Raw genomic sequence first — 17,688 nt, forward strand, 5'->3', positions numbered from 1 at the left:
ATGGGTTCGAGCCGATACCAGCAGCGGAGCACCTTTGAACGACCAGCCCGGCCGGCGACCCCAGAAGTCGGGTAAGCCCGGCACCTCCGGGAAGCAGGGAAAGCCGTACCGCCGCCCTCAGAAGGACCCGGTCCGCTACCTCGCCTTCGAGGCGCTGCGGGCCGTGGACGAGCGCGATGCGTATGCGAACCTCGTGCTCCCGCCGCTGCTGCGCAAGGCCCGAGAGAAGGAGGGGCCCGAAAAGTTCGACGCCCGTGACGCCGCGCTCGCCACGGAGCTGGTCTACGGGACGCTGCGCCGGCAGGGCACGTACGACGCGATCGTCGCCGCCTGTATCGACCGGCCGCTGCGGGAGGTGGACCCGCCCGTTCTCGACGTGCTGAACATGGGCGTCCACCAGCTGCTCGGCACCCGGATCCCCACACACGCCGCCGTGTCGGCCTCCGTGGAGCTGGCGCGGGTCGTGCTCGGTGACGGGCGCGCCAAGTTCGTGAACGCCGTGCTCCGCAAGGTCGCGCAGGACGACCTCGACGGCTGGGTGGAGAAGGTCGCGCCCCCGTACGACGAGGACGCCGAGGACCACCTCGCCGTGGTGCATTCGCATCCGCGATGGATCGTGTCGGCGCTGTGGGACTCCCTCGGCGGGGGCCGCGCGGGCATCGAGGACCTGCTGGAGGCCGACAACGAGCGGCCCGAGGTCACGCTCGTGGCGCGGCCGGGCCGGACGACCGCGGACGTCGTCCTGGACGAGGTCGGCGAGGAGTCGGCGCTGCCGGGGCGCTGGTCGCCGTACGCCGTGCGGCTCACCGAAGGCGGTGAGCCCGGCTCGCTCGACCCCGTGCGGACCGGCCGAGCCGGTGTCCAGGACGAGGGCAGCCAGCTCGTGGCGATCGCCCTCGCGAACGCGCCCCTGGAGGGCCGCGACGAGAAGTGGCTCGACGGCTGCGCAGGACCCGGCGGCAAGGCGGCCATGCTCGCTGGCCTCGCCTCCGAGCGCGGCGCCGCCCTGCTCGCCGCCGAGAAGCAGCCCCACCGCGCCCGCCTCGTGGCGAACGCGCTCGCGGGCAACCCCGGCCCGTACCAGGTCATCGCGGCCGACGGGACCCGTCCGCCGTGGGGGCCCGGTACCTTCGACCGCGTCCTCATGGATGTGCCGTGCACCGGTCTCGGCGCGCTGCGCCGCCGGCCCGAGGCGCGCTGGCGGCGGCGGCCCGAGGACCTGGAGGGTTTCGCGCCGCTCCAGCGCTCGCTCCTGACCACCGCCCTCGACTCCGTACGGGTGGGCGGCGTCGTCGGCTACGCGACCTGCTCGCCGCACCTCGCCGAGACCCGCGCGGTCGTGGACGACGTCATGAAGCACCACCCCGGCGCCGAACTCATCGACGCGCGCCCGCTGCTGCCCGGCGTACCGGCGCTCGGGGACGGCCCCGACATCCAGCTCTGGCCGCATCTGCACGGCACGGACGCGATGTATCTGGCCCTGATCCGGCGCACCGCCTGATCCGGACCCCGCCGCCTGACACGGACACACGGCTGACCGCCGGTCCCGCGCGCCTCCAGGTGCCGGGGCCGGCGGCCTTTTCGGTCTCGCCGATCCGGGTCGCTCACCGTGGCACGGGGGCCCTGGCACGGCATCCGGGAAGCGAGACAGGTCTGGACCGGGGGGAGCAACCGGCGCCGGGCATGGCAGTCTTGGGTCATGGCCGTGCAGATCAACCCCAGCATCCTGTCCGCGGACTTCGCCCGCCTTGCCGAGGAGGCAAAGGCCGTCGAGGGCGCCGACTGGCTCCATGTCGACGTCATGGACAACCACTTCGTCCCGAACCTGACCCTCGGGGTGCCGGTCGTGGAGTCCCTGGCGCGGGCCACGGACATCCCGCTGGACTGCCATCTGATGATCGGGGACGCCGACCGCTGGGCCCCGCAGTACGTCGAGGCCGGCGCCGGCTCCGTCACCTTCCACGCGGAGGCCGCGGCCGCCCCCATCCGGCTGGCCCGCGAGATCCGCGCCAAGGGCGCGCGCGCCTCCATGGCGCTCAAGCCGGCGACCCCCATCGAGCCGTACGAGGACCTGCTCCCCGAGCTGGACATGCTGCTGATCATGACCGTCGAGCCGGGCTTCGGGGGGCAGGCCTTCCTGGACCTCATGCTGCCGAAGATCCGCCGCACCCGGGAGCTGATCAGCAAGCACGGCCTCGAACTCTGGCTTCAGGTCGACGGCGGCGTCTCGGCCTCCACCATCGAGCGCTGTGCGGAGGCGGGAGCCGACGTCTTCGTCGCCGGCTCCGCCGTCTACGGCGCCGCCGACCCCGCCCAGGCGGTACGTGCATTGCGCACGCAGGCCGAGACGGTGTCGGCCGCCGCGGCCTGGGCATGCGGCCACTGAGCCACGGGAACGTGAACGCCGCCCATCAGGGCAGATCAAGCCCGCCACATCTGCAAGGATGAACGGCGAGTCCAGGTTGTGAACAGCAGTGAGGAGATCGCCGTGTCGGCACTGTCGCCGGGTCGCTCAGCGATGCGGATGGGACCCGCGGAGCTGGTGCAGGCGGCGGCCATGGCCCGCCGCTTCTATCTCGAGGGCAAATCCAAGATCCAGATCGCCGAGGAGTTCGGCGTGAGCCGCTTCAAGGTGGCCAGGGTCCTGGAGACCGCGCTCGAACGTGATCTCGTACGCATCGAGATCCGCGTACCGGCCGAGCTCGACGCGGAGCGCTCCGACGCGCTGCGCGCCCGCTACGGCCTGCGGCACGCCGTGGTGGTCGAGTCCCCGGCCGAGGCCGAGGAGTCGCCCGACCCCGAGAACCTCGGCGAGGTGGCGGCCGACCTCCTGGGCGAGCTGGTCTCCGAGGGCGACGTGCTCGGCCTTGCGTGGGGCCGGTCGACCATCCACATGGCGGCCGCGCTCGACCGGCTGCCGCCCTGCACGGTCGTGCAGCTCACGGGCGTGTACGACGCCGGGACCGCCGAGCGTGGCTCCGTCGAGGCCGTGCGGCGCGCCGCCCAGGTCTCCGGCGGCGAGGCCCACCCGATCTACGCCCCGATGCTGCTGCCCGACCCGGCCACCGCGGCCGCGCTGCGCAGCCAGACGGGCATCGCCCGCGCCTTCGAGTACTTCGACAAGGTCACGGTCGCCTGCGTCTCCATCGGCTCCTGGGAGCCGGGCATCTCCACCGTCCACGACATGCTCAGCGACGAGGAGCGGGCCCACTACGCCTCGCTCGGCGTCGCCGCCGAGATGTCCGCGCACCTCTTCGACGCCGAGGGCCGCCGCGTCGGCCGTGACCTGGGCGAGCGGTGCATCACGGTCGAGGCGGACCGTCTGCGGCGCATACCGGAGGTCGTCGCCATCGCGGGCGGCCAGCGCAAGGCTGCCGCGATCGACGCGGTGCTGAGGTCGGGGCTCGTCACCAGCCTGGTCACGGACACGGCCGCCGCGGACTTCCTCCTCACGGCGGGTCCCACGCCCAAGCCGGCGCTGAACCGGGCCGACCCGGACGGCGTCTAGGGCCTCCCGTTTGGATGATGCTGGGCTCGCGGGGTCTGGCACGCACGCCCTCAAGCTCTCAGATTCAGCCTGATCCGAACGAAAGACCGCAGGGCCCCAGTCCCGTCGCGCGCTGCTCACGTCGTGTACCGCGCTCACCGGAGGCGGCTGTGGCAGCATCGGCGGCATGCTGCCGCGGCTTCTCACCCGCCTCCCTGACCGCCTCCCCGCTCTCCTCCTGGGGGCGCTGCTCGCCGCCCTCGCCCTGCCGGCCACCGGGTGCTCCGCACAGGACACCCGGGCCGCCCCCGGCCGCTCCACGCCCGCCTGGGCCCACGGCATGGCCACGGTCCCCGAATCCCGGCTCCCCGCAGAGGCCCGTACGACCCTCGGCCTCATCGACAAGGGCGGGCCGTTCCCGTACACCAAGGATGGCGCCGTCTTCGGGAACTTCGAGCGGGAGCTGCCCCGGCAGAGCCGCGGCTACTACCACGAGTACACCGTCCCCACACCCGGCGAGCGGGACCGCGGCGCCCGGCGCTTCGTCACGGGGCAGAGCCACGAGACGTACTACACCGATGACCACTACGAGTCGTTCAAGGCGGTGCTGAGATGACCGGAGGTCCTCCCGACAGGATCCGTGTCCTCGACCTCGAGGGCGTCAAGGACAAGGCCGGGTTCATGGACAGGTGCGTGCGCGACCTGGAGCTGCCGGACTGGTTCGGCCGCAACTGGGACGCGCTGTTCGACGTCCTGACCGATGTCTCCTTCTGGCCCGACGGCAGCGACCAGGCGCTGCTCCTGTCCGTCGTGGGCTGGCGGGCCTACGCCAGTGCCAGGCCCGAGGACTGGGAGACCGCGCTCGATGTGTTCACGGACGCGGTCGACCGCAGGCGTGGCCGGAATCCGAGGCTCGTGATCGCCCTGACCCTTGGAGGATCCGACCACGCCCCCTCCCGACCGCCTGTGTAATCGTCCGTGGGCATGTGGTAGCGGCGGCATGGGACACTGAAGTACGTGCTTTTCCCCCACGGGCTGACCTGTCCGGGGGCCACCTCTGATCGACTGGGATGAGCAGCACGTGCGTTTCCTCAACGACATCCAGCCTGCGTACGACCTGACCTACGACGACGTCTTCATGGTGCCGAGCCGCAGCGCCGTGGGTTCCCGTCAGGCGGTCGACCTCGCGTCCCCCGACGGCACCGGCACCACGATTCCGCTGGTCGTCGCCAACATGACCGCGATCGCCGGGCGCCGCATGGCCGAGACCGTCGCCCGCCGCGGGGGCCTTGTCGTCATCCCGCAGGACATCCCGATCGAGGTAGTCACCGAGGTCATCTCCTGGGTGAAGACCCGCCACCTGGTCCTCGACACCCCCATCGTCCTCGCCCCGCACCAGACCGTCGCCGACGCGCTCGCGCTGCTGCCCAAGCGCGCACACAACGCCGGTGTCGTCGTGGACGAGGAGCAGCGGCCCGTCGGCGTCGTCACGGACGCCGACCTGACCGGCGTCGACCGGTTCACCCAGCTGTCCGAGGTCATGTCCAAGGACCTGCTCCTGCTCGACGCGGACATCGACCCGCGCGACGCGTTCAACAAGCTGGACCACGCCAACCGCCGCTACGCCCCCGCCGTGGGCGCGGACGGCCGTCTCGCGGGCATCCTGACCCGCACGGGCGCCCTGCGCGCGACGCTCTACACCCCGGCCACCGACGCGAACGGCAAGCTCCGCATCGCCGCCGCCGTCGGCATCAACGGCGACGTCGCGGGCAAGGCCAAGCTGCTCCTCGACGCCGGCGCGGACACCATCGTGGTCGACACCGCGCACGGCCACCAGGAGTCGATGATCGCCGCGATCAAGGCCGTCCGCGGCCTCGACCCGCAGGTGCCCATCGTCGCGGGCAACATCGTCGCCGCCGAGGGCGTCAAGGACCTCATCGAGGCCGGCGCCGACATCATCAAGGTCGGCGTGGGCCCCGGCGCCATGTGCACCACGCGCATGATGACCGGCGTCGGCCGGCCGCAGTTCTCCGCCGTCCTGGAGTGCGCCGCCGAGGCGAAGAAGTACGGCAAGCACGTGTGGGCCGACGGCGGCGTCCGTCACCCGCGCGACGTCGCCATGGCGCTCGCCGCCGGCGCGTCGAACGTCATGATCGGCTCCTGGTTCGCGGGCACGTACGAGTCCCCGGGCGACCTCCAGCACGACGCCCAGGGGCGCGCGTACAAGGAGTCCTTCGGCATGGCCTCGGCTCGCGCCGTCAGGAACCGGACCTCCGACGAGTCCGCGTACGACCGTGCCCGCAAGGCGCTGTTCGAGGAGGGCATCTCCACCTCGCGCATGTTCCTCGACCCGCAGCGTCCGGGCGTCGAGGACCTGATCGACTCGGTCATCGCGGGCGTGCGCTCCTCCTGCACCTACGCGGGTGCCAACTCCCTCGCGGAGTTCGAGGAGAAGGCCGTCGTCGGCATCCAGTCCGCCGCCGGTTACGCGGAGGGCAAGCCGCTGCACGCCAGCTGGAGCTAGTCGCTCCACCGCAGGACCCGGCCCCGCGCCCCCGATTTCGAGGGCGCGGGGTTTCGCTTTTTCCGGAGAAGAACGCAACGGACGAAACGGACTGCGCAACGTTCGTCCACACCCGCGCGCACCACGCAACGTTCATGCGCGCATACGCAAGGTTGCTGCATTACAGCTGGGAAGAGAAACCCTTTAGAGTCAAGCGCTGTACGTGGCGTGGCGGGGACGGCCTGCTCGGCGGTTCCCCGGTCTGTGTGGGCTGCCGTTGCTTGTTGTTCCCGGTGCGCGCCCACCTGACCGGCAGCGATGAAGGAGCCAGCCCGTGCTCGACCACGGCGCACCACCGCGCACCCGAACAACCGAGACCCCCACCCCGGGCCTCGGCGCCAGGCTGATGCGGCGCAAGCCGGTAGAAGCCCTGGTCGCGGAGGGTGGCCAGGGTGAAGGCGGCAGTCTGCGCCGCTCGCTCGGCATGTGGCAGCTGACCATGATCAGCATCGGCGCCACGCTCGGCACCGGCATCTTCGTGGTGCTCGGCGAGGCCGTCCCGAAGGCGGGCCCAGCGGTCACCCTGTCGTTCGTGATCGCCGGTCTCACGGCCCTCTTCTCGGCGCTCTCGTACGCCGAACTGGCTGGGACCATACCGGTCGCGGGCTCCTCCTACTCGTATGCGTACGCAACGATGGGCGAGCTGATCGCCTGGATCTGCGGCTGGTGTCTGGTCCTCGAGTACGGCGTGTCGGTCGCGGCCGTCGCCGTCGGCTGGGGCGAGTACCTGAACGAGCTCCTGGACGGCACGATCGGCGTCACGATCCCCGACGCCCTGTCCGCGCCCCCTGGCGACGGCGGCATCTTCAACCTGCCGGCGCTGATCGTCGTGCTCCTCGCGATGGCGTTCCTGCTCGGCGGCGCCCGTGAGTCCGCCCGCGCCAACACGATCATGGTCGCCGTCAAGATCGTGGCGCTGCTGCTGTTCTGCGCCATCGGCATCAAGGGCTTCCAGTCCGGCAACTACGAGCACTTCATGCCGCTCGGCATGGCCGGAGTGAGCGCGGCCGGTGCGACGCTCTTCTTCTCGTACATCGGCTTCGACGCCGCCTCCACGGCCGGCGAGGAGGCCAAGAACCCGCAGCGCGATCTGCCGCGCGCCATCATGCTCTCCCTCGTGATCGTCACCGCGCTGTACGTCCTCGTGGCCGCCGTCGCCGTCGGCGCGCGCCCCTGGAAGCAGTTCAACGACTCCGAGGCCGCCCTGGCCGGGATCATGAAGGACGTCACCGGGCAGTCGTTCTGGGCGACGCTGCTCGCCGCCGGCGCCGTCATCGCCATCGCGTCCGTCGTGCTGACCGTGCTCTACGGCCAGACCCGCATCCTGTTCGCGATGTCCCGCGACGGCCTCGTGCCCAAGGTGTTCTCGAAGGTCCACCCGAAGACCGGCGCACCGCGCGCCAACACGGTGATCGTCTCGCTCTTCTGCGGTGTCCTCGCCGCCGCGATCCCGCTCGGCCAGCTCGCCGACGCGACCAGCATCGGCACGCTCTTCGCGTTCGCCCTGGTCAACATCGCGGTCGTGGTCCTGCGCCGCACACGCCCCGAAATGAAGCGCACCTTCCGCGTGCCGCTCTCGCCGATCCTGCCGGCGCTCGGCTTCGGGTTCTGCGTCTGGATGATGGGCAGTCTGTCCACCGTCACCTGGGTGGTCTTCGGCGTGTGGATGGCCGTCGGCCTCGTGTTCTACTTCCTTTACGGGGCCCGTCGCTCCCGACTCGCCTCCGCGCCTGCCCAAGAGAAGTGAACCACCTGCCTTGCTGAACGATCTCGACGAACGCATCGTGCACGCCCTCGCCGAGGACGCCCGCCGCTCCTACGCCGACATCGGCCAGCTCGTCGGCCTGTCCGCGCCCGCCGTCAAGCGGCGCGTGGACCGGTTGCGGGCCACCGGAGCCATCACGGGTTTCACGGTGAGGGTCGACCCGGCCGCGCTCGGCTGGGAGACCGAGGGGTTCATCGAGATGTACTGCCGCCGCAACACCTCGCCCGAGGCCATCAAGCGCGGCCTCGAGCGGTACCCCGAGGTCGCGTCCGCGTCCACCGTCACCGGTGACGCGGACGCGATCGTCCAGGTCTTCGCCTCGGACATGCGGCACTTCGAGCGGGTACTGGAACGCATCGCGGGGGAGCCGTTCGTGGAACGGACCAAGTCGGTGCTCGTCCTGTCGCCGCTGATGCGGCGCTACACGTCGGGCTCGCCCGCGTAACACCTCACTGTGTGGGATACACCGGGCGCCACGGCAGCACCTTGAAGTCGCCGGTGCCCTTCTTGACCGTCTCGAAGGGCGCCGAGCCCAGGCACTGCGGCACCTTGTTCTTCTCCGTGTCGGGGCTCACCCAGCTGTATCCGACCCGGTCGTGCCGGCCGTCGTCCTGGACGGTGATGCCGACCCGCTTCCCCTTGAAGGGGGTGTCGGAGTCGGTGACGACGCCTGTCATCACGGCCACCTTGCCGCCCGTCAGCAGGCAGTCGACCCGGCCTTTGGCCCAGCCGCCCTTGCCGTGCAGGTAGTGGCTGAAGGCGAAGGTGCCGTACGCCTTCTCCGGCTCCATGTTGTCCTTCGCCGCCAGGTGCGCGTCGAAGGTGAAGGTGATGTCGTCGCCGAGCGGCCGGTACAGCTTGGCCGAGCCGGTCAGCGCGGCGGCCTCCCGCTCCGCGTGCGGCCGGTGTGCGACCCCGTCGTCCGCGGTCGCCGCCGCCGGGCCCGCCGCTGCCGCCACCAGAAGTGCCGCTGTCGCCGTCAGGACGTGAATGCGCGCCATGGGATCCCCCTGAGTTCACCGTGCTCACCCGGTCCGTCCGGGCGGGATCACGATCCCGCGAAGGCGGCACCCGGCACGTCGGGCCACGGTCGGCTTCCCGCCTCCGCCGCGCGGCGGAGACCACCCCGTGCGGACTGCGACCAAAGGCTCACCCGGACGCGCAACAAATCGCCGTCGACGGCCCCTGAGGCGCAACGGATCGTACGAGAAGACGCAACAGTCCCGTCTTGTCCCGTCGGTCCGCGGAAACGTACCGTCTTATCCGATCCCCCTCCCCCTTTTTTTCGCACGCTCCCTAGGACGCCCATGCCGCCGCTGCGCACCGCCCTGCTCCAGAGCTCCGGCCGCCCCGGGTCCGTCGACGAGAACCTCAAGGTGCTCGATGACGCCGCCGGCCGCGCCGCCGCGACCGGAGCCCGGCTCCTGGCGGCCCCCGAGATGTTCCTGACCGGGTACGCGATCGGCGACGACGTGGCCCGCCTCGCCGAGCCCACCGACGGGCCCTCCGCGCAGGCCATCGCCGGGATCGCGGCCCGGCACGGCGTCGCCGTGGCGTACGGCTACCCGGAGCGCGACGGGGAGCTGGTGTTCAACTCGGCCCAGCTGATCGCCCCCGACGGCACCCGCCTCGCGAACTACCGCAAGACCCACCTCTTCGGCTGCTTCGAGCGCGACTCGTTCACGCCCGGCGACCAGGCCGTCGTCCAGGCCGACCTCGACGGTGTCCGCATCGGCCTCATGATCTGTTACGACGTCGAGTTCCCGGAGAACGTGCGCGCGCACGCCCTCGCCGGCACCGACCTGCTCCTCGTACCGACGGCCCAGATGCACCCGTACCAGTTCGTCGCCGAGTCCGTCGTCCCCGTGCGGGCCTTCGAGAACCAGATGTACGTCGCGTACGTCAACCGGGTCGGCCAGGAGGGGGAGTTCGAGTTCGTCGGGCTCTCCACGCTCGCCGGCCCCGACGGTGTCGCCCGGGCGCGCGCAGGCCGCGGCGACGAGCTGATCTGTGCCGACGTGGACCCCGCCTTCCTGGCCGCGTCCCGCGACGCCAACCCGTACCTCAGCGACCGCCGCCCGGGCCTGTACACGCCGCTGATCTGAGCCCCGAGCCGCCGCCCCGAACCTTCAGTACCTCAGTTCCCGCAAGGAGTCCGTACCCCATGACGTCCACGGTGCCCAACGCCGTCCAGCACACCGACGCGCAGCCCCCCATCACGATGTTCGGGCCGGACTTCCCGTACGCGTACGACGACTTCCTCGCGCACCCCGCGGGCCTCGGCCAGATACCGGCGACCGAGCACGGCACCGAGGTCGCGGTCATCGGCGGCGGCCTCTCCGGCATCGTCGCGGCGTACGAGCTGATGAAGATGGGTCTCAAGCCCGTCGTGTACGAGGCGGACGAGATCGGCGGCCGGCTGCGCACCGTCGGCTTCGAGGGCACCCCCTCCGAGGCCGCCGGGCTGACCGCGGAGATGGGCGCGATGCGGTTCCCGCCGTCGTCGACCGCGCTCCAGCACTACATCGACCTGGTGGGCCTCGAGACGCGGCCCTTCCCCAACCCGCTCGCCCCCGAGACCCCGTCGACCGTCGTCGACCTCAAGGGCGAGTCCCACTACGCGAACACCGTCGACGACCTGCCGCAGGTCTACCGCGACGTCATGAACGCGTGGAACGCCTGCCTCGAAGAGGGCGCCGACTTCTCCGACATGAACCAGGCCATGCGGGAGCGCGACGTGCCGCGCATCCGCGAGATCTGGTCGAAGCTCGTCGACAAGCTCGACAACCAGACGTTCTACGGGTTCCTCTGCGACTCCGAGTCCTTCAAGTCCTTCCGGCACCGGGAGATCTTCGGGCAGGTCGGCTTCGGCACCGGTGGTTGGGACACCGACTTCCCGAACTCCATCCTGGAGATCCTGCGCGTCGTCTACACCGAGGCCGACGACCACCACCGCGGCATCGTCGGCGGTTCCCAGCAGCTCCCGCTGCGCCTGTGGGAGCGCGAGCCGGAGAAGATCGTCCACTGGGCGTACGGCACCTCGCTCGCCGAGCTGCACGACAGTCGGAAGCCGCGCCCGGCCGTGACCCGCCTGCACCGCACTGCGGGCAACCGCATCACGGTCACCGACGCGTCGGGTGACATCCGCACCTACCAGGCGGCGATCTTCACCGCACAGTCCTGGATGCTGCTGTCCAAGGTCGCGTGCGACGACTCGCTCTTCCCGATCGACCACTGGACGGCGATCGAGCGCACCCACTACATGGAGAGCTCGAAGCTCTTCGTCCCGGTCGACCGGCCGTTCTGGCTGGACAAGGACGAGGAGACCGGGCGGGACACGATGTCCATGACGCTCACCGACCGCATGACGCGCGGCACCTACCTGCTGGACGACGGTCCGGACAAGCCGGCCACCATCTGCCTGTCGTACACGTGGTGCGACGACAGCCTGAAGTGGCTGCCTCTGTCGGCGAACGAGCGCATGGAGGTCATGCTCAAGTCGCTCGGCGAGATCTATCCGAAGGTCGACATCAGGAAGCACATCATCGGCAACCCGGTGACCGTGTCCTGGGAGAACGAGCCCTACTTCATGGGCGCGTTCAAGGCGAACCTGCCGGGTCACTACCGCTACCAGCGCCGCCTGTTCACGCACTTCATGCAGGACCGCCTCCCCGAGGACAAGCGGGGCATCTTCCTCGCGGGCGACGACATCTCCTGGACGGCGGGCTGGGCCGAGGGCGCCGTGCAGACCGCGCTCAACGCCGTCTGGGGCGTGATGCACCAGCTCGGCGGCGCGACGGACGGCACGAACCCCGGCCCCGGCGACGTGTACGACGAGATCGCTCCGGTCGAGCTGCCGGAGGACTGACGGGCGTGCGGGCCCCGGCAGGAGCCGGGGCCCGCACCGCTCAGACCCCGGCCGCGCGTGCCGCCGTGAACACCTCGGCCGCGACATCCGTCAGCTCGTCGGCGTCGCGGACGAGGCCCTGGAGGTCGATCAGGATCTCCTCGAGGCCCACCGCGTTGTGCGCGGCCAGGTCCTCGACGATCTGCGCGACGCTGCCCTGGAACGGGCGGCGGTCGTCGCCCTTGTACTCGTCCCGCGTGTAGACCGTGTTCACCCGCAGCACGCTCTGGATGGGCTCCTTGCGGCCGCGCTCCTCGGCCAGTTCCTGCAGATTCCGCCACTGCTCGGCGAGCTGCTCGGCGCCCGCGGCCCCCGGCATCCAGCCGTCCGCGCGGTCCACGAGCCGGCGTGCGGCCTTCGGGCTGTTCGCCGGCAGGAGCACCGGGATCGGCCCGGCGGGCTTCGGCCCCACCACGGACGGCGCGATCGTCGTGAGCTCACCCTCGTAACTCACCGGGTCGGGGCCCCACACGGCCTCGAACACGTCGAGCAGCTCGTCCAGGACCTGGCCTCGCTTCTCGAACGGGGCCACGGAAGCGGCCGCGTACTCGTCGTGGGACCACCCCGTGCCGATGCCCGCGACGACGCGGCCACCGCTCGCCGCGTCCAACGAGGCCAGGGCGCGCGCCAGTTGGAACGGCACGTGCAGAGGGCCGACAAGCACGCTCGTGCCGAGCCTGGCCCGCTCGGTGACGGCGGCGGCCAGGGTGAGCGAGACCAGCGGGTCGGCGACCGAGCGGTACTGGTCCGGCCAGGGGAGGCCCGGAACCCCGTACAGGCCCTGGCGGGCGGGCTCGGGGAAGAGGATCCGCTCGAAGACCCACAGGCTCTCGTAGCCGATCTCCTCGGCGGCGCGTGCCACCGCCGGGATGTCGCGCCCGATGTCGTACTGCTTCATCTGGGGGAGGCTGAGGCCGAGTCGGGTCGCCATGCCGGTGCTCCTTCGCGTTCGCATCAGGGATCGCTTGCGTAACTCCTCGTCAACGTACAGCGATCACGTGGGAGTTCCGTGGCGAAGGCGGGCGCGTGGCCGAATCAGTCCGGCAGGGGGGTGAGCATCATGCGGCCCACCAGGCCCACCGAGGTGTCGAGGCGCCGGACGAACTCCTCGGTGACGTCCGGGAATTCACGCAGCACCCACAGGGCGCGGGCCGCGGCCCAGGCGCCGTCCCTGGCGCGCTCCAGGGTCCAGGAGCCGAGCAGATGGGTGAGGGGATCGGCGATCTGGAGCAGATCGGGGCCCGGCATCAGATCTTCGCGGATGCGCTCCTCCAGCGAGACGAGGAGATCGCCCACGCGGTCGAACTCATCCTCCACGTCCGCCGGTTCGCAGCCGAGCGTACGGCAGGTGTCCACGACGGCGAGCGCAAGATCGTGGCCGATGTGCGCATTGATGCCCGCGAGCGCGAACTGCAGGGGGCGTACCCCGGGATGGCGCCGGTACTGGAGCAGCGGACGCCAGCAGGCGGGCGGACGGTGGTCCGTGGAGCGGGTTTCGACGGCGGCCAGATAGCGCCCGGCGAAGCGAACGTCCAGCGTGGCCGCGGCTTCGGTGTCGGCGAACCGGCCGCCGTCGATGTGCCGGTCGACCTCTTCCGTGACGGACAGATAGACCCGGTTGAAGACGGCCACACCGTCGCAGGCGGGCCAGGACGCGGCCAGCTCACGCATCCGGGCCACCACGGAGTCGACCCCGCGCGCGGCGGGCGTGCACTTCGCGAACCGTTCCAACTGCGCCATGGGGGCAGGTTCTCAAGCCTAGGCTGGCGCGCGCGCAGCCTGGCCGGGGGCTTCCCCAGAACGGGGGAACGGGCCGGGGTCTGTGCGTGGGGGGAAGGGGAGAACAGCGTGTCAGGCTTACGTGCGCAGCGACTGGCCGAGCGTCGCGCCGAGCGCAGGGGCGCCGCCCGCAGGGGCGCCATGGCGGCGGCCGCGTCGGTGGTCGCCGCGGTCGGGGTGGTCGCCGGGATGGTGTCGGCGCTCGACGGGTCCGAGGGCGGCGACGTGGCCCGGCCCCGCGCGACGCGGTCGCCCGACCTGCTGCCGCTGCCGGCCGTGCCGAGCGCGACATCTGCCTCGGCCTCGCCCAGCCCGTCGGCCGGCCCTTCGCGGACCGCGAGGAAGAAGCCGACGCCCACTCCCAAGGCGTCCGACGGCCGGTCCGCGGCGCCCGCCTCCACACGCCTGTACCGGCACACCGACTCCCAAGTGCTCGACTGGGTGAGGACCCATCGCTCGGACCCGCGGCGCGCCCTCATCGAGTCCCGGATCGCCGACCGGCCAGCCGCGGTCTGGTTCGCCGACTTCCGGCCCGGCACCGTCACGTCCCGGGTGCGCGCGGTGACGTCCACGGCGGCGCGCGAGGGCCGGGTCCCGGTGCTCGTGCCGTACGCGATACCCGAGCGCGACTGCGGAGGCGCGTCGGAGGGCGGGGCGCCGGACATCGCCGCGTACGACAGCTGGGCCCGGAAGTTCGCGGCGGGCCTCGGCTCCGGCGAGGTCGTCCTGATCCTCGAACCCGACGCGCTCTCCCAGACCGAGTGCCTCTCCGTCGGGCAGCTCGCCGACCGTTACGCGGCGCTGGCCCGCGCGGGCCGCGCCTTCAAGTCCGCGAACCCCAGGGCCCGGGTGTACTACGACGCCGGGCACTCCGACTGGAACCCCGCCGGTACTCAGGCGGCCCGGCTGCGTGCGGCGGGCGCCGCGTCGCCCGACTCGTCGGACGGCGTTTTCACGAACGTCTCCAATTTCAACCGCACGTCCGCCGAAGTGGCCTACGCCCGCCGGGTCCTGGTGGCGATGGGCGGCCCGCCGTCCCTGGGCGCCGTGATCGACACCAGCCGCAACGGCAACGGCGCCCCGGCGAACGGCGCGTGGTGTGACCCCTCGGGCCGCAAACTGGGGCAGGCGCCGACCCTGCGCACCGGGGAGCGCGGGATCGACGCCTACTTGTGGGTGAAGCTGCCGGGGGAGTCGGACGGCTGCAAGGGCGAGCCGGGATCGTTCGCCCCTGACTACGCCTACGACTTGGCGGACTGACCGCCGTCGTCCGAGGACGGCTCGTCGTACGTCGAGGTCCCCTCGTCGAGCAGCGGCTCCTGCGTCTTGAGGTGCGCGGGGGCCATGGCCCGCAGTGCGTGGTAGCCGGTGATGACGACGATCGTGCCGAGGGCGATGCCGCTCAGCGAGAAGTTGTCGGTGAACTTCAGGGACACGTTGCCGATGCCGATGATGATGCCCGCGGCGGCCGGGACGAGGTTCAGCGGATTGCGCAGGTCGACCTTGGCGTTGATCCAGATCTGGGCGCCGAGCAGGCCGATCATGCCGTAGAGGATGACGGTGATGCCGCCGAGCACGCCGCCCGGGATGGCGGCCACGATCGCGCCGAACTTCGGGCACACGCCGAAGAGCAGGGCGAAACAGGCGGCGGCCCAGTACGCGGCGGTCGAGTAGACGCGGGTCGCGGCCATCACGCCGATGTTCTCGGAGTACGTCGTGTTGGGCGGGCCGCCGACCGCGGTGGAGAGCATGGAGCCGACGCCGTCGGCGGAGATCGCCGTGCCGAGCTTGTCGTCGAGGTTGTGGCCGGTCATCTCGCCGACGGCCTTGACGTGTCCGGCGTTCTCGGCGATCAGCGCGATCACGACGGGCAGCGCTACGAGGATCGCCGACCACTGGAACGAGGGGGCGTGGAAGGAGGGCAGGCCGATCCAGTCGGCCTTGCCGACGGCGGACACGTCGAGGCGCCAGTGGTCGACGGCCTCGGTGCCGCCGGTGACCGAGTGGATCTTGCCGAAGACGCGATCGAAGACCCAGGAGATGCCGTAGCCGAAGAGCAGCCCGAGGAAGATCGCGATGCGCGACCAGAAACCGCGCAGGCAGACCACGGCCAAACCGGTGAACAGCATCACCAGAAGCGCGGTCCACTGGTCCTGCGGCCAGTACGTCGATGCCGTCACCGGCGCGAGGTTGAAGCCGATCAGCATGACGACCGCGCCGGTGACGATCGGAGGCATCGTGGCGTGGATGATCCGCGCGCCGAACTTCTGCACGGCGAGCCCCACCAGGAACAGCGCGGCGCCGACCACGAACACCGCTCCGGTCACCGTGGCGCTGGACCCGCCCTGCGCCCGGATCACGGCGGCGACGCCGACGAAGGAGAGCGAGCAGCCGAGATAGCTGGGCACCCGGCCGCGGGTGGCGAGCAGGAAGATCACGGTCGAGACGCCGGACATCATGATCGCGAGGTTCGGGTCGAGACCCATCAGGACGGGCGCCACGAAGGAGGCGCCGAACATCGCGACCACGTGCTGAGCGCCGAGCCCGAACGTGCGCGGCCAGGACAGCCGCTCGTCCGGGCGCACGACGGCGCCTGGAGCCGGGGTGCGCCCGTCGCCGTGAAGTTTCCAGCGCACACCGAGGTCCATGTGAGTTCTGCTTTCTGTGGTGCTTTTGTGGCTCGAAATGATCGCCGCCATGTTAATGCGCCGTAAGGCCCTTTTCGCGCCACGGCCGACGGCCTCGATCCCATCCATGAATCCCTGTCAGGGGCATTGTCACGCCCACCTCGGAGCTCTACGCTCGCACGGCTCAATCCATGAACGTCGTTCAGATATGTGATGGGAGTTGTGATGCGTGCCAGATCCCGTGTGCGTCTCGGTGCCCTGCTCACCGCGGCGGCGGCCCTCGTCGCCGTCGTCGCCGTCCCGGTGTCGGCCCAGTCCGCGACGGCCCGCGTGAGCGCCCCGCGCACCGCCGTCCTCGACGGTGAGCGCCTGCTGCGGACCAAACAGCGCCTCGACCACGGCGACCCGCAACTCAAGCGCGCGGTTGGGGACTTGACGGCCCGAGCCGACACCTGGCTGGACCAGGGCCCCTGGACCGTCGTCGACAAGCCGAAGCCCGCGCCGGGCGGCGACGTCCACGACTACCTGAGCCAGGCCCCCTACTGGTGGCCCTCACAGACGCCCACCGCCGACAACCCCTGGGGCTGCCCCTACGTCCAGCGAGACGGGCAGCGCAACCCCGAGGTCGACACCGGGACCGACCGCCAGGACGTGGAGAAGGTCTTCGACTCGACGTACGACCTCGCCCTGGCCTGGTACTACACGGGCCGCAAGGAGTACGCGGAGAAGGCCGCCACCGTCCTGCGCACCTGGTTCCTCGATCCGGCTACGCGCATGAACCCGAACCTGGACCACGCGCAGTTCATCCCCTGCAAGTACGACGGCCGGGCCATCGGCATCATCGACTTCTCGCAGTCGTACACGAGCGTCACCGACGCCGTCGCCCTGCTCGGCACGGGCGCCCCCGGCTGGTCGAAGGGCGACCGCTCCGCGATGGGGGAGTGGAACAAGGACTTCCTCGGCTGGCTCGTGGACAGCGACTTCGGCAAGCAGGAGGGTGCCGCCGAGAACAACCACGGCACGTTCTACGACCTCCAGGTCGCGGCCCTCGCCTACGCGACCGGCGACACCGCCCTCGCCCGCCGCACCGTCCTCGACGCCCGCACCAAGCGCATCGCCCCGCAGATCGCGGGCGACGGCAGCCAGCCGCAGGAGCTCGCCAGGACCCGCAGCTGGCACTACTCGACCTTCGACCTGGTCGCCTACACCCGGCTCGCCGCGATCGGGCGGCATGTGAGCGTGGACCTGTGGTCGTACCGGGGCCCGGACGGTCAGAGTCTGTTCAAGGCCGTCGACTATCTGCTGCCCGCGGCCACCGGGGCGACGGCGTGGCCGCACCCCGAGCTGGAGTTCCACCGGTTCGCGGCGAGCGACATCGTGCACGCGGCCGCCGACGCCGGGAGCGCGGCAGCGAAGCGAGCGGTCCCGCACCTGGAGGCGCCGCCCGGCGGGGACCTGTGGGCGCTGCGCCCGGCGGCCGAACAGCTGGACTCGATCGCGGGCTGAGCGGGTCGCGTCCCGCCCCGACCTGGCCTGCTGAGCGTTTGCTTAGTCAAAGGT

16 protein-coding genes are annotated in these 17,688 nt (G+C 71.1%); 12 read left to right on the forward strand and 4 right to left on the reverse strand.

Annotated elements, in window-relative coordinates:
* The first annotated feature begins 34 nt into the window (after nucleotides 1-34).
* The 8 genes from OG574_RS36895 to OG574_RS36930 all read left to right on the forward strand — a co-directional run bounded on the left by OG574_RS36895 (nucleotide 35) and on the right by OG574_RS36930 (nucleotide 8,260).
* Entirely contained in the window at nucleotides 35-1,501 is a 1,467-nt protein-coding gene (locus tag OG574_RS36895) for an RsmB/NOP family class I SAM-dependent RNA methyltransferase (protein ID WP_326776731.1), read from the forward strand.
* 198 nt (nucleotides 1,502-1,699) lie between these two features.
* Complete coding sequence (gene rpe, locus OG574_RS36900) at nucleotides 1,700-2,386, forward strand: ribulose-phosphate 3-epimerase (RefSeq protein ID WP_326776732.1); 687 nt, start codon at nucleotides 1,700-1,702, stop codon at nucleotides 2,384-2,386.
* Nucleotides 2,387-2,464: 78 nt separating this feature from the next.
* Entirely contained in the window at nucleotides 2,465-3,508 is a 1,044-nt protein-coding gene (locus OG574_RS36905; RefSeq protein WP_326776733.1) for a sugar-binding transcriptional regulator, read from the forward strand.
* A 166-nt stretch (nucleotides 3,509-3,674) separates the two neighbouring features.
* Nucleotides 3,675-4,103, forward strand: coding sequence for a ribonuclease domain-containing protein (locus OG574_RS36910; RefSeq protein WP_326776734.1), 429 nt, complete (start codon nucleotides 3,675-3,677; stop codon nucleotides 4,101-4,103).
* Nucleotides 4,100-4,459 (forward strand): barstar family protein, encoded by a 360-nt coding sequence (locus OG574_RS36915; RefSeq protein ID WP_100597436.1) that lies wholly within the window; start codon nucleotides 4,100-4,102, stop codon nucleotides 4,457-4,459. Before OG574_RS36910 ends, OG574_RS36915 begins: the two co-directional genes overlap by 4 nt.
* Nucleotides 4,460-4,568: 109 nt before the next feature.
* Complete coding sequence (locus OG574_RS36920) at nucleotides 4,569-6,011, forward strand: GuaB1 family IMP dehydrogenase-related protein (protein ID WP_326776735.1); 1,443 nt, start codon at nucleotides 4,569-4,571, stop codon at nucleotides 6,009-6,011.
* A gap of 313 nt (nucleotides 6,012-6,324) precedes the next feature.
* Nucleotides 6,325-7,797, forward strand: a complete 1,473-nt coding sequence (locus tag OG574_RS36925; protein ID WP_100597438.1) for an amino acid permease — start codon at nucleotides 6,325-6,327, stop codon at nucleotides 7,795-7,797.
* Between the two features lie 10 nt (nucleotides 7,798-7,807).
* A complete protein-coding gene (locus OG574_RS36930) occupies nucleotides 7,808-8,260 on the forward strand; it encodes an Lrp/AsnC family transcriptional regulator (RefSeq protein WP_100597439.1) in 453 nt (150 codons plus the stop codon).
* 4 nt (nucleotides 8,261-8,264) lie between these two features.
* Here OG574_RS36930 and OG574_RS36935 read toward each other — a convergent pair whose 3' ends face one another.
* Nucleotides 8,265-8,816: a hypothetical protein gene (locus tag OG574_RS36935; protein ID WP_326776736.1), complete on the reverse strand. Its 552-nt coding sequence runs from the start codon at nucleotides 8,814-8,816 to the stop codon at nucleotides 8,265-8,267.
* Between the two features lie 306 nt (nucleotides 8,817-9,122).
* Here OG574_RS36935 and OG574_RS36940 point away from each other — a divergent pair, with 306 nt between their 5' ends.
* Both OG574_RS36940 and OG574_RS36945 read left to right on the forward strand, forming a co-directional pair.
* Nucleotides 9,123-9,920, forward strand: coding sequence for a carbon-nitrogen hydrolase family protein (locus OG574_RS36940; RefSeq protein ID WP_326776737.1), 798 nt, complete (start codon nucleotides 9,123-9,125; stop codon nucleotides 9,918-9,920).
* A 59-nt stretch (nucleotides 9,921-9,979) separates the two neighbouring features.
* Nucleotides 9,980-11,683 carry a flavin monoamine oxidase family protein gene (locus tag OG574_RS36945; RefSeq protein ID WP_326776738.1) on the forward strand — a complete coding sequence of 568 codons (1,704 nt, stop codon included), beginning with the start codon at nucleotides 9,980-9,982 and terminating at the stop codon, nucleotides 11,681-11,683.
* A gap of 40 nt (nucleotides 11,684-11,723) precedes the next feature.
* Here the strand turns inward: OG574_RS36945 and OG574_RS36950 are convergent, their stop codons facing one another.
* Together OG574_RS36950 and OG574_RS36955 are read right to left on the reverse strand one after the other, a co-directional pair.
* Complete coding sequence (locus OG574_RS36950) at nucleotides 11,724-12,653, reverse strand: LLM class F420-dependent oxidoreductase (protein WP_326776739.1); 930 nt, start codon at nucleotides 12,651-12,653, stop codon at nucleotides 11,724-11,726.
* Between the two features lie 104 nt (nucleotides 12,654-12,757).
* Nucleotides 12,758-13,462, reverse strand: a complete 705-nt coding sequence (locus tag OG574_RS36955) for a DUF5995 family protein (RefSeq protein WP_326776740.1) — start codon at nucleotides 13,460-13,462, stop codon at nucleotides 12,758-12,760.
* 180 nt (nucleotides 13,463-13,642) lie between these two features.
* On the opposite strand from OG574_RS36955, the gene OG574_RS36960 reads away from it, so the two are divergent.
* The gene (locus tag OG574_RS36960; protein ID WP_326778741.1) at nucleotides 13,643-14,761 is read left to right on the forward strand and encodes a glycoside hydrolase family 6 protein; all 1,119 of its coding nucleotides are present in this window, start codon (nucleotides 13,643-13,645) and stop codon (nucleotides 14,759-14,761) included.
* Here the strand turns inward: OG574_RS36960 and OG574_RS36965 are convergent.
* Entirely contained in the window at nucleotides 14,743-16,149 is a 1,407-nt protein-coding gene (locus OG574_RS36965) for a uracil-xanthine permease family protein (protein ID WP_326776741.1), read from the reverse strand. The two genes, OG574_RS36960 and OG574_RS36965, sit on opposite strands and share 19 nt — an antisense overlap.
* A 204-nt stretch (nucleotides 16,150-16,353) precedes the next feature.
* Here OG574_RS36965 and OG574_RS36970 point away from each other — a divergent pair, with 204 nt between their 5' ends.
* Nucleotides 16,354-17,634 (forward strand): alginate lyase family protein, encoded by a 1,281-nt coding sequence (locus tag OG574_RS36970; RefSeq protein WP_326776742.1) that lies wholly within the window; start codon nucleotides 16,354-16,356, stop codon nucleotides 17,632-17,634.
* The last annotated feature ends 54 nt before the right edge of the window (nucleotides 17,635-17,688 follow it).

It is taken from the genome of Streptomyces sp. NBC_01445, assembly GCF_035918235.1.
Lineage (GTDB): Bacteria > Actinomycetota > Actinomycetes > Streptomycetales > Streptomycetaceae > Streptomyces.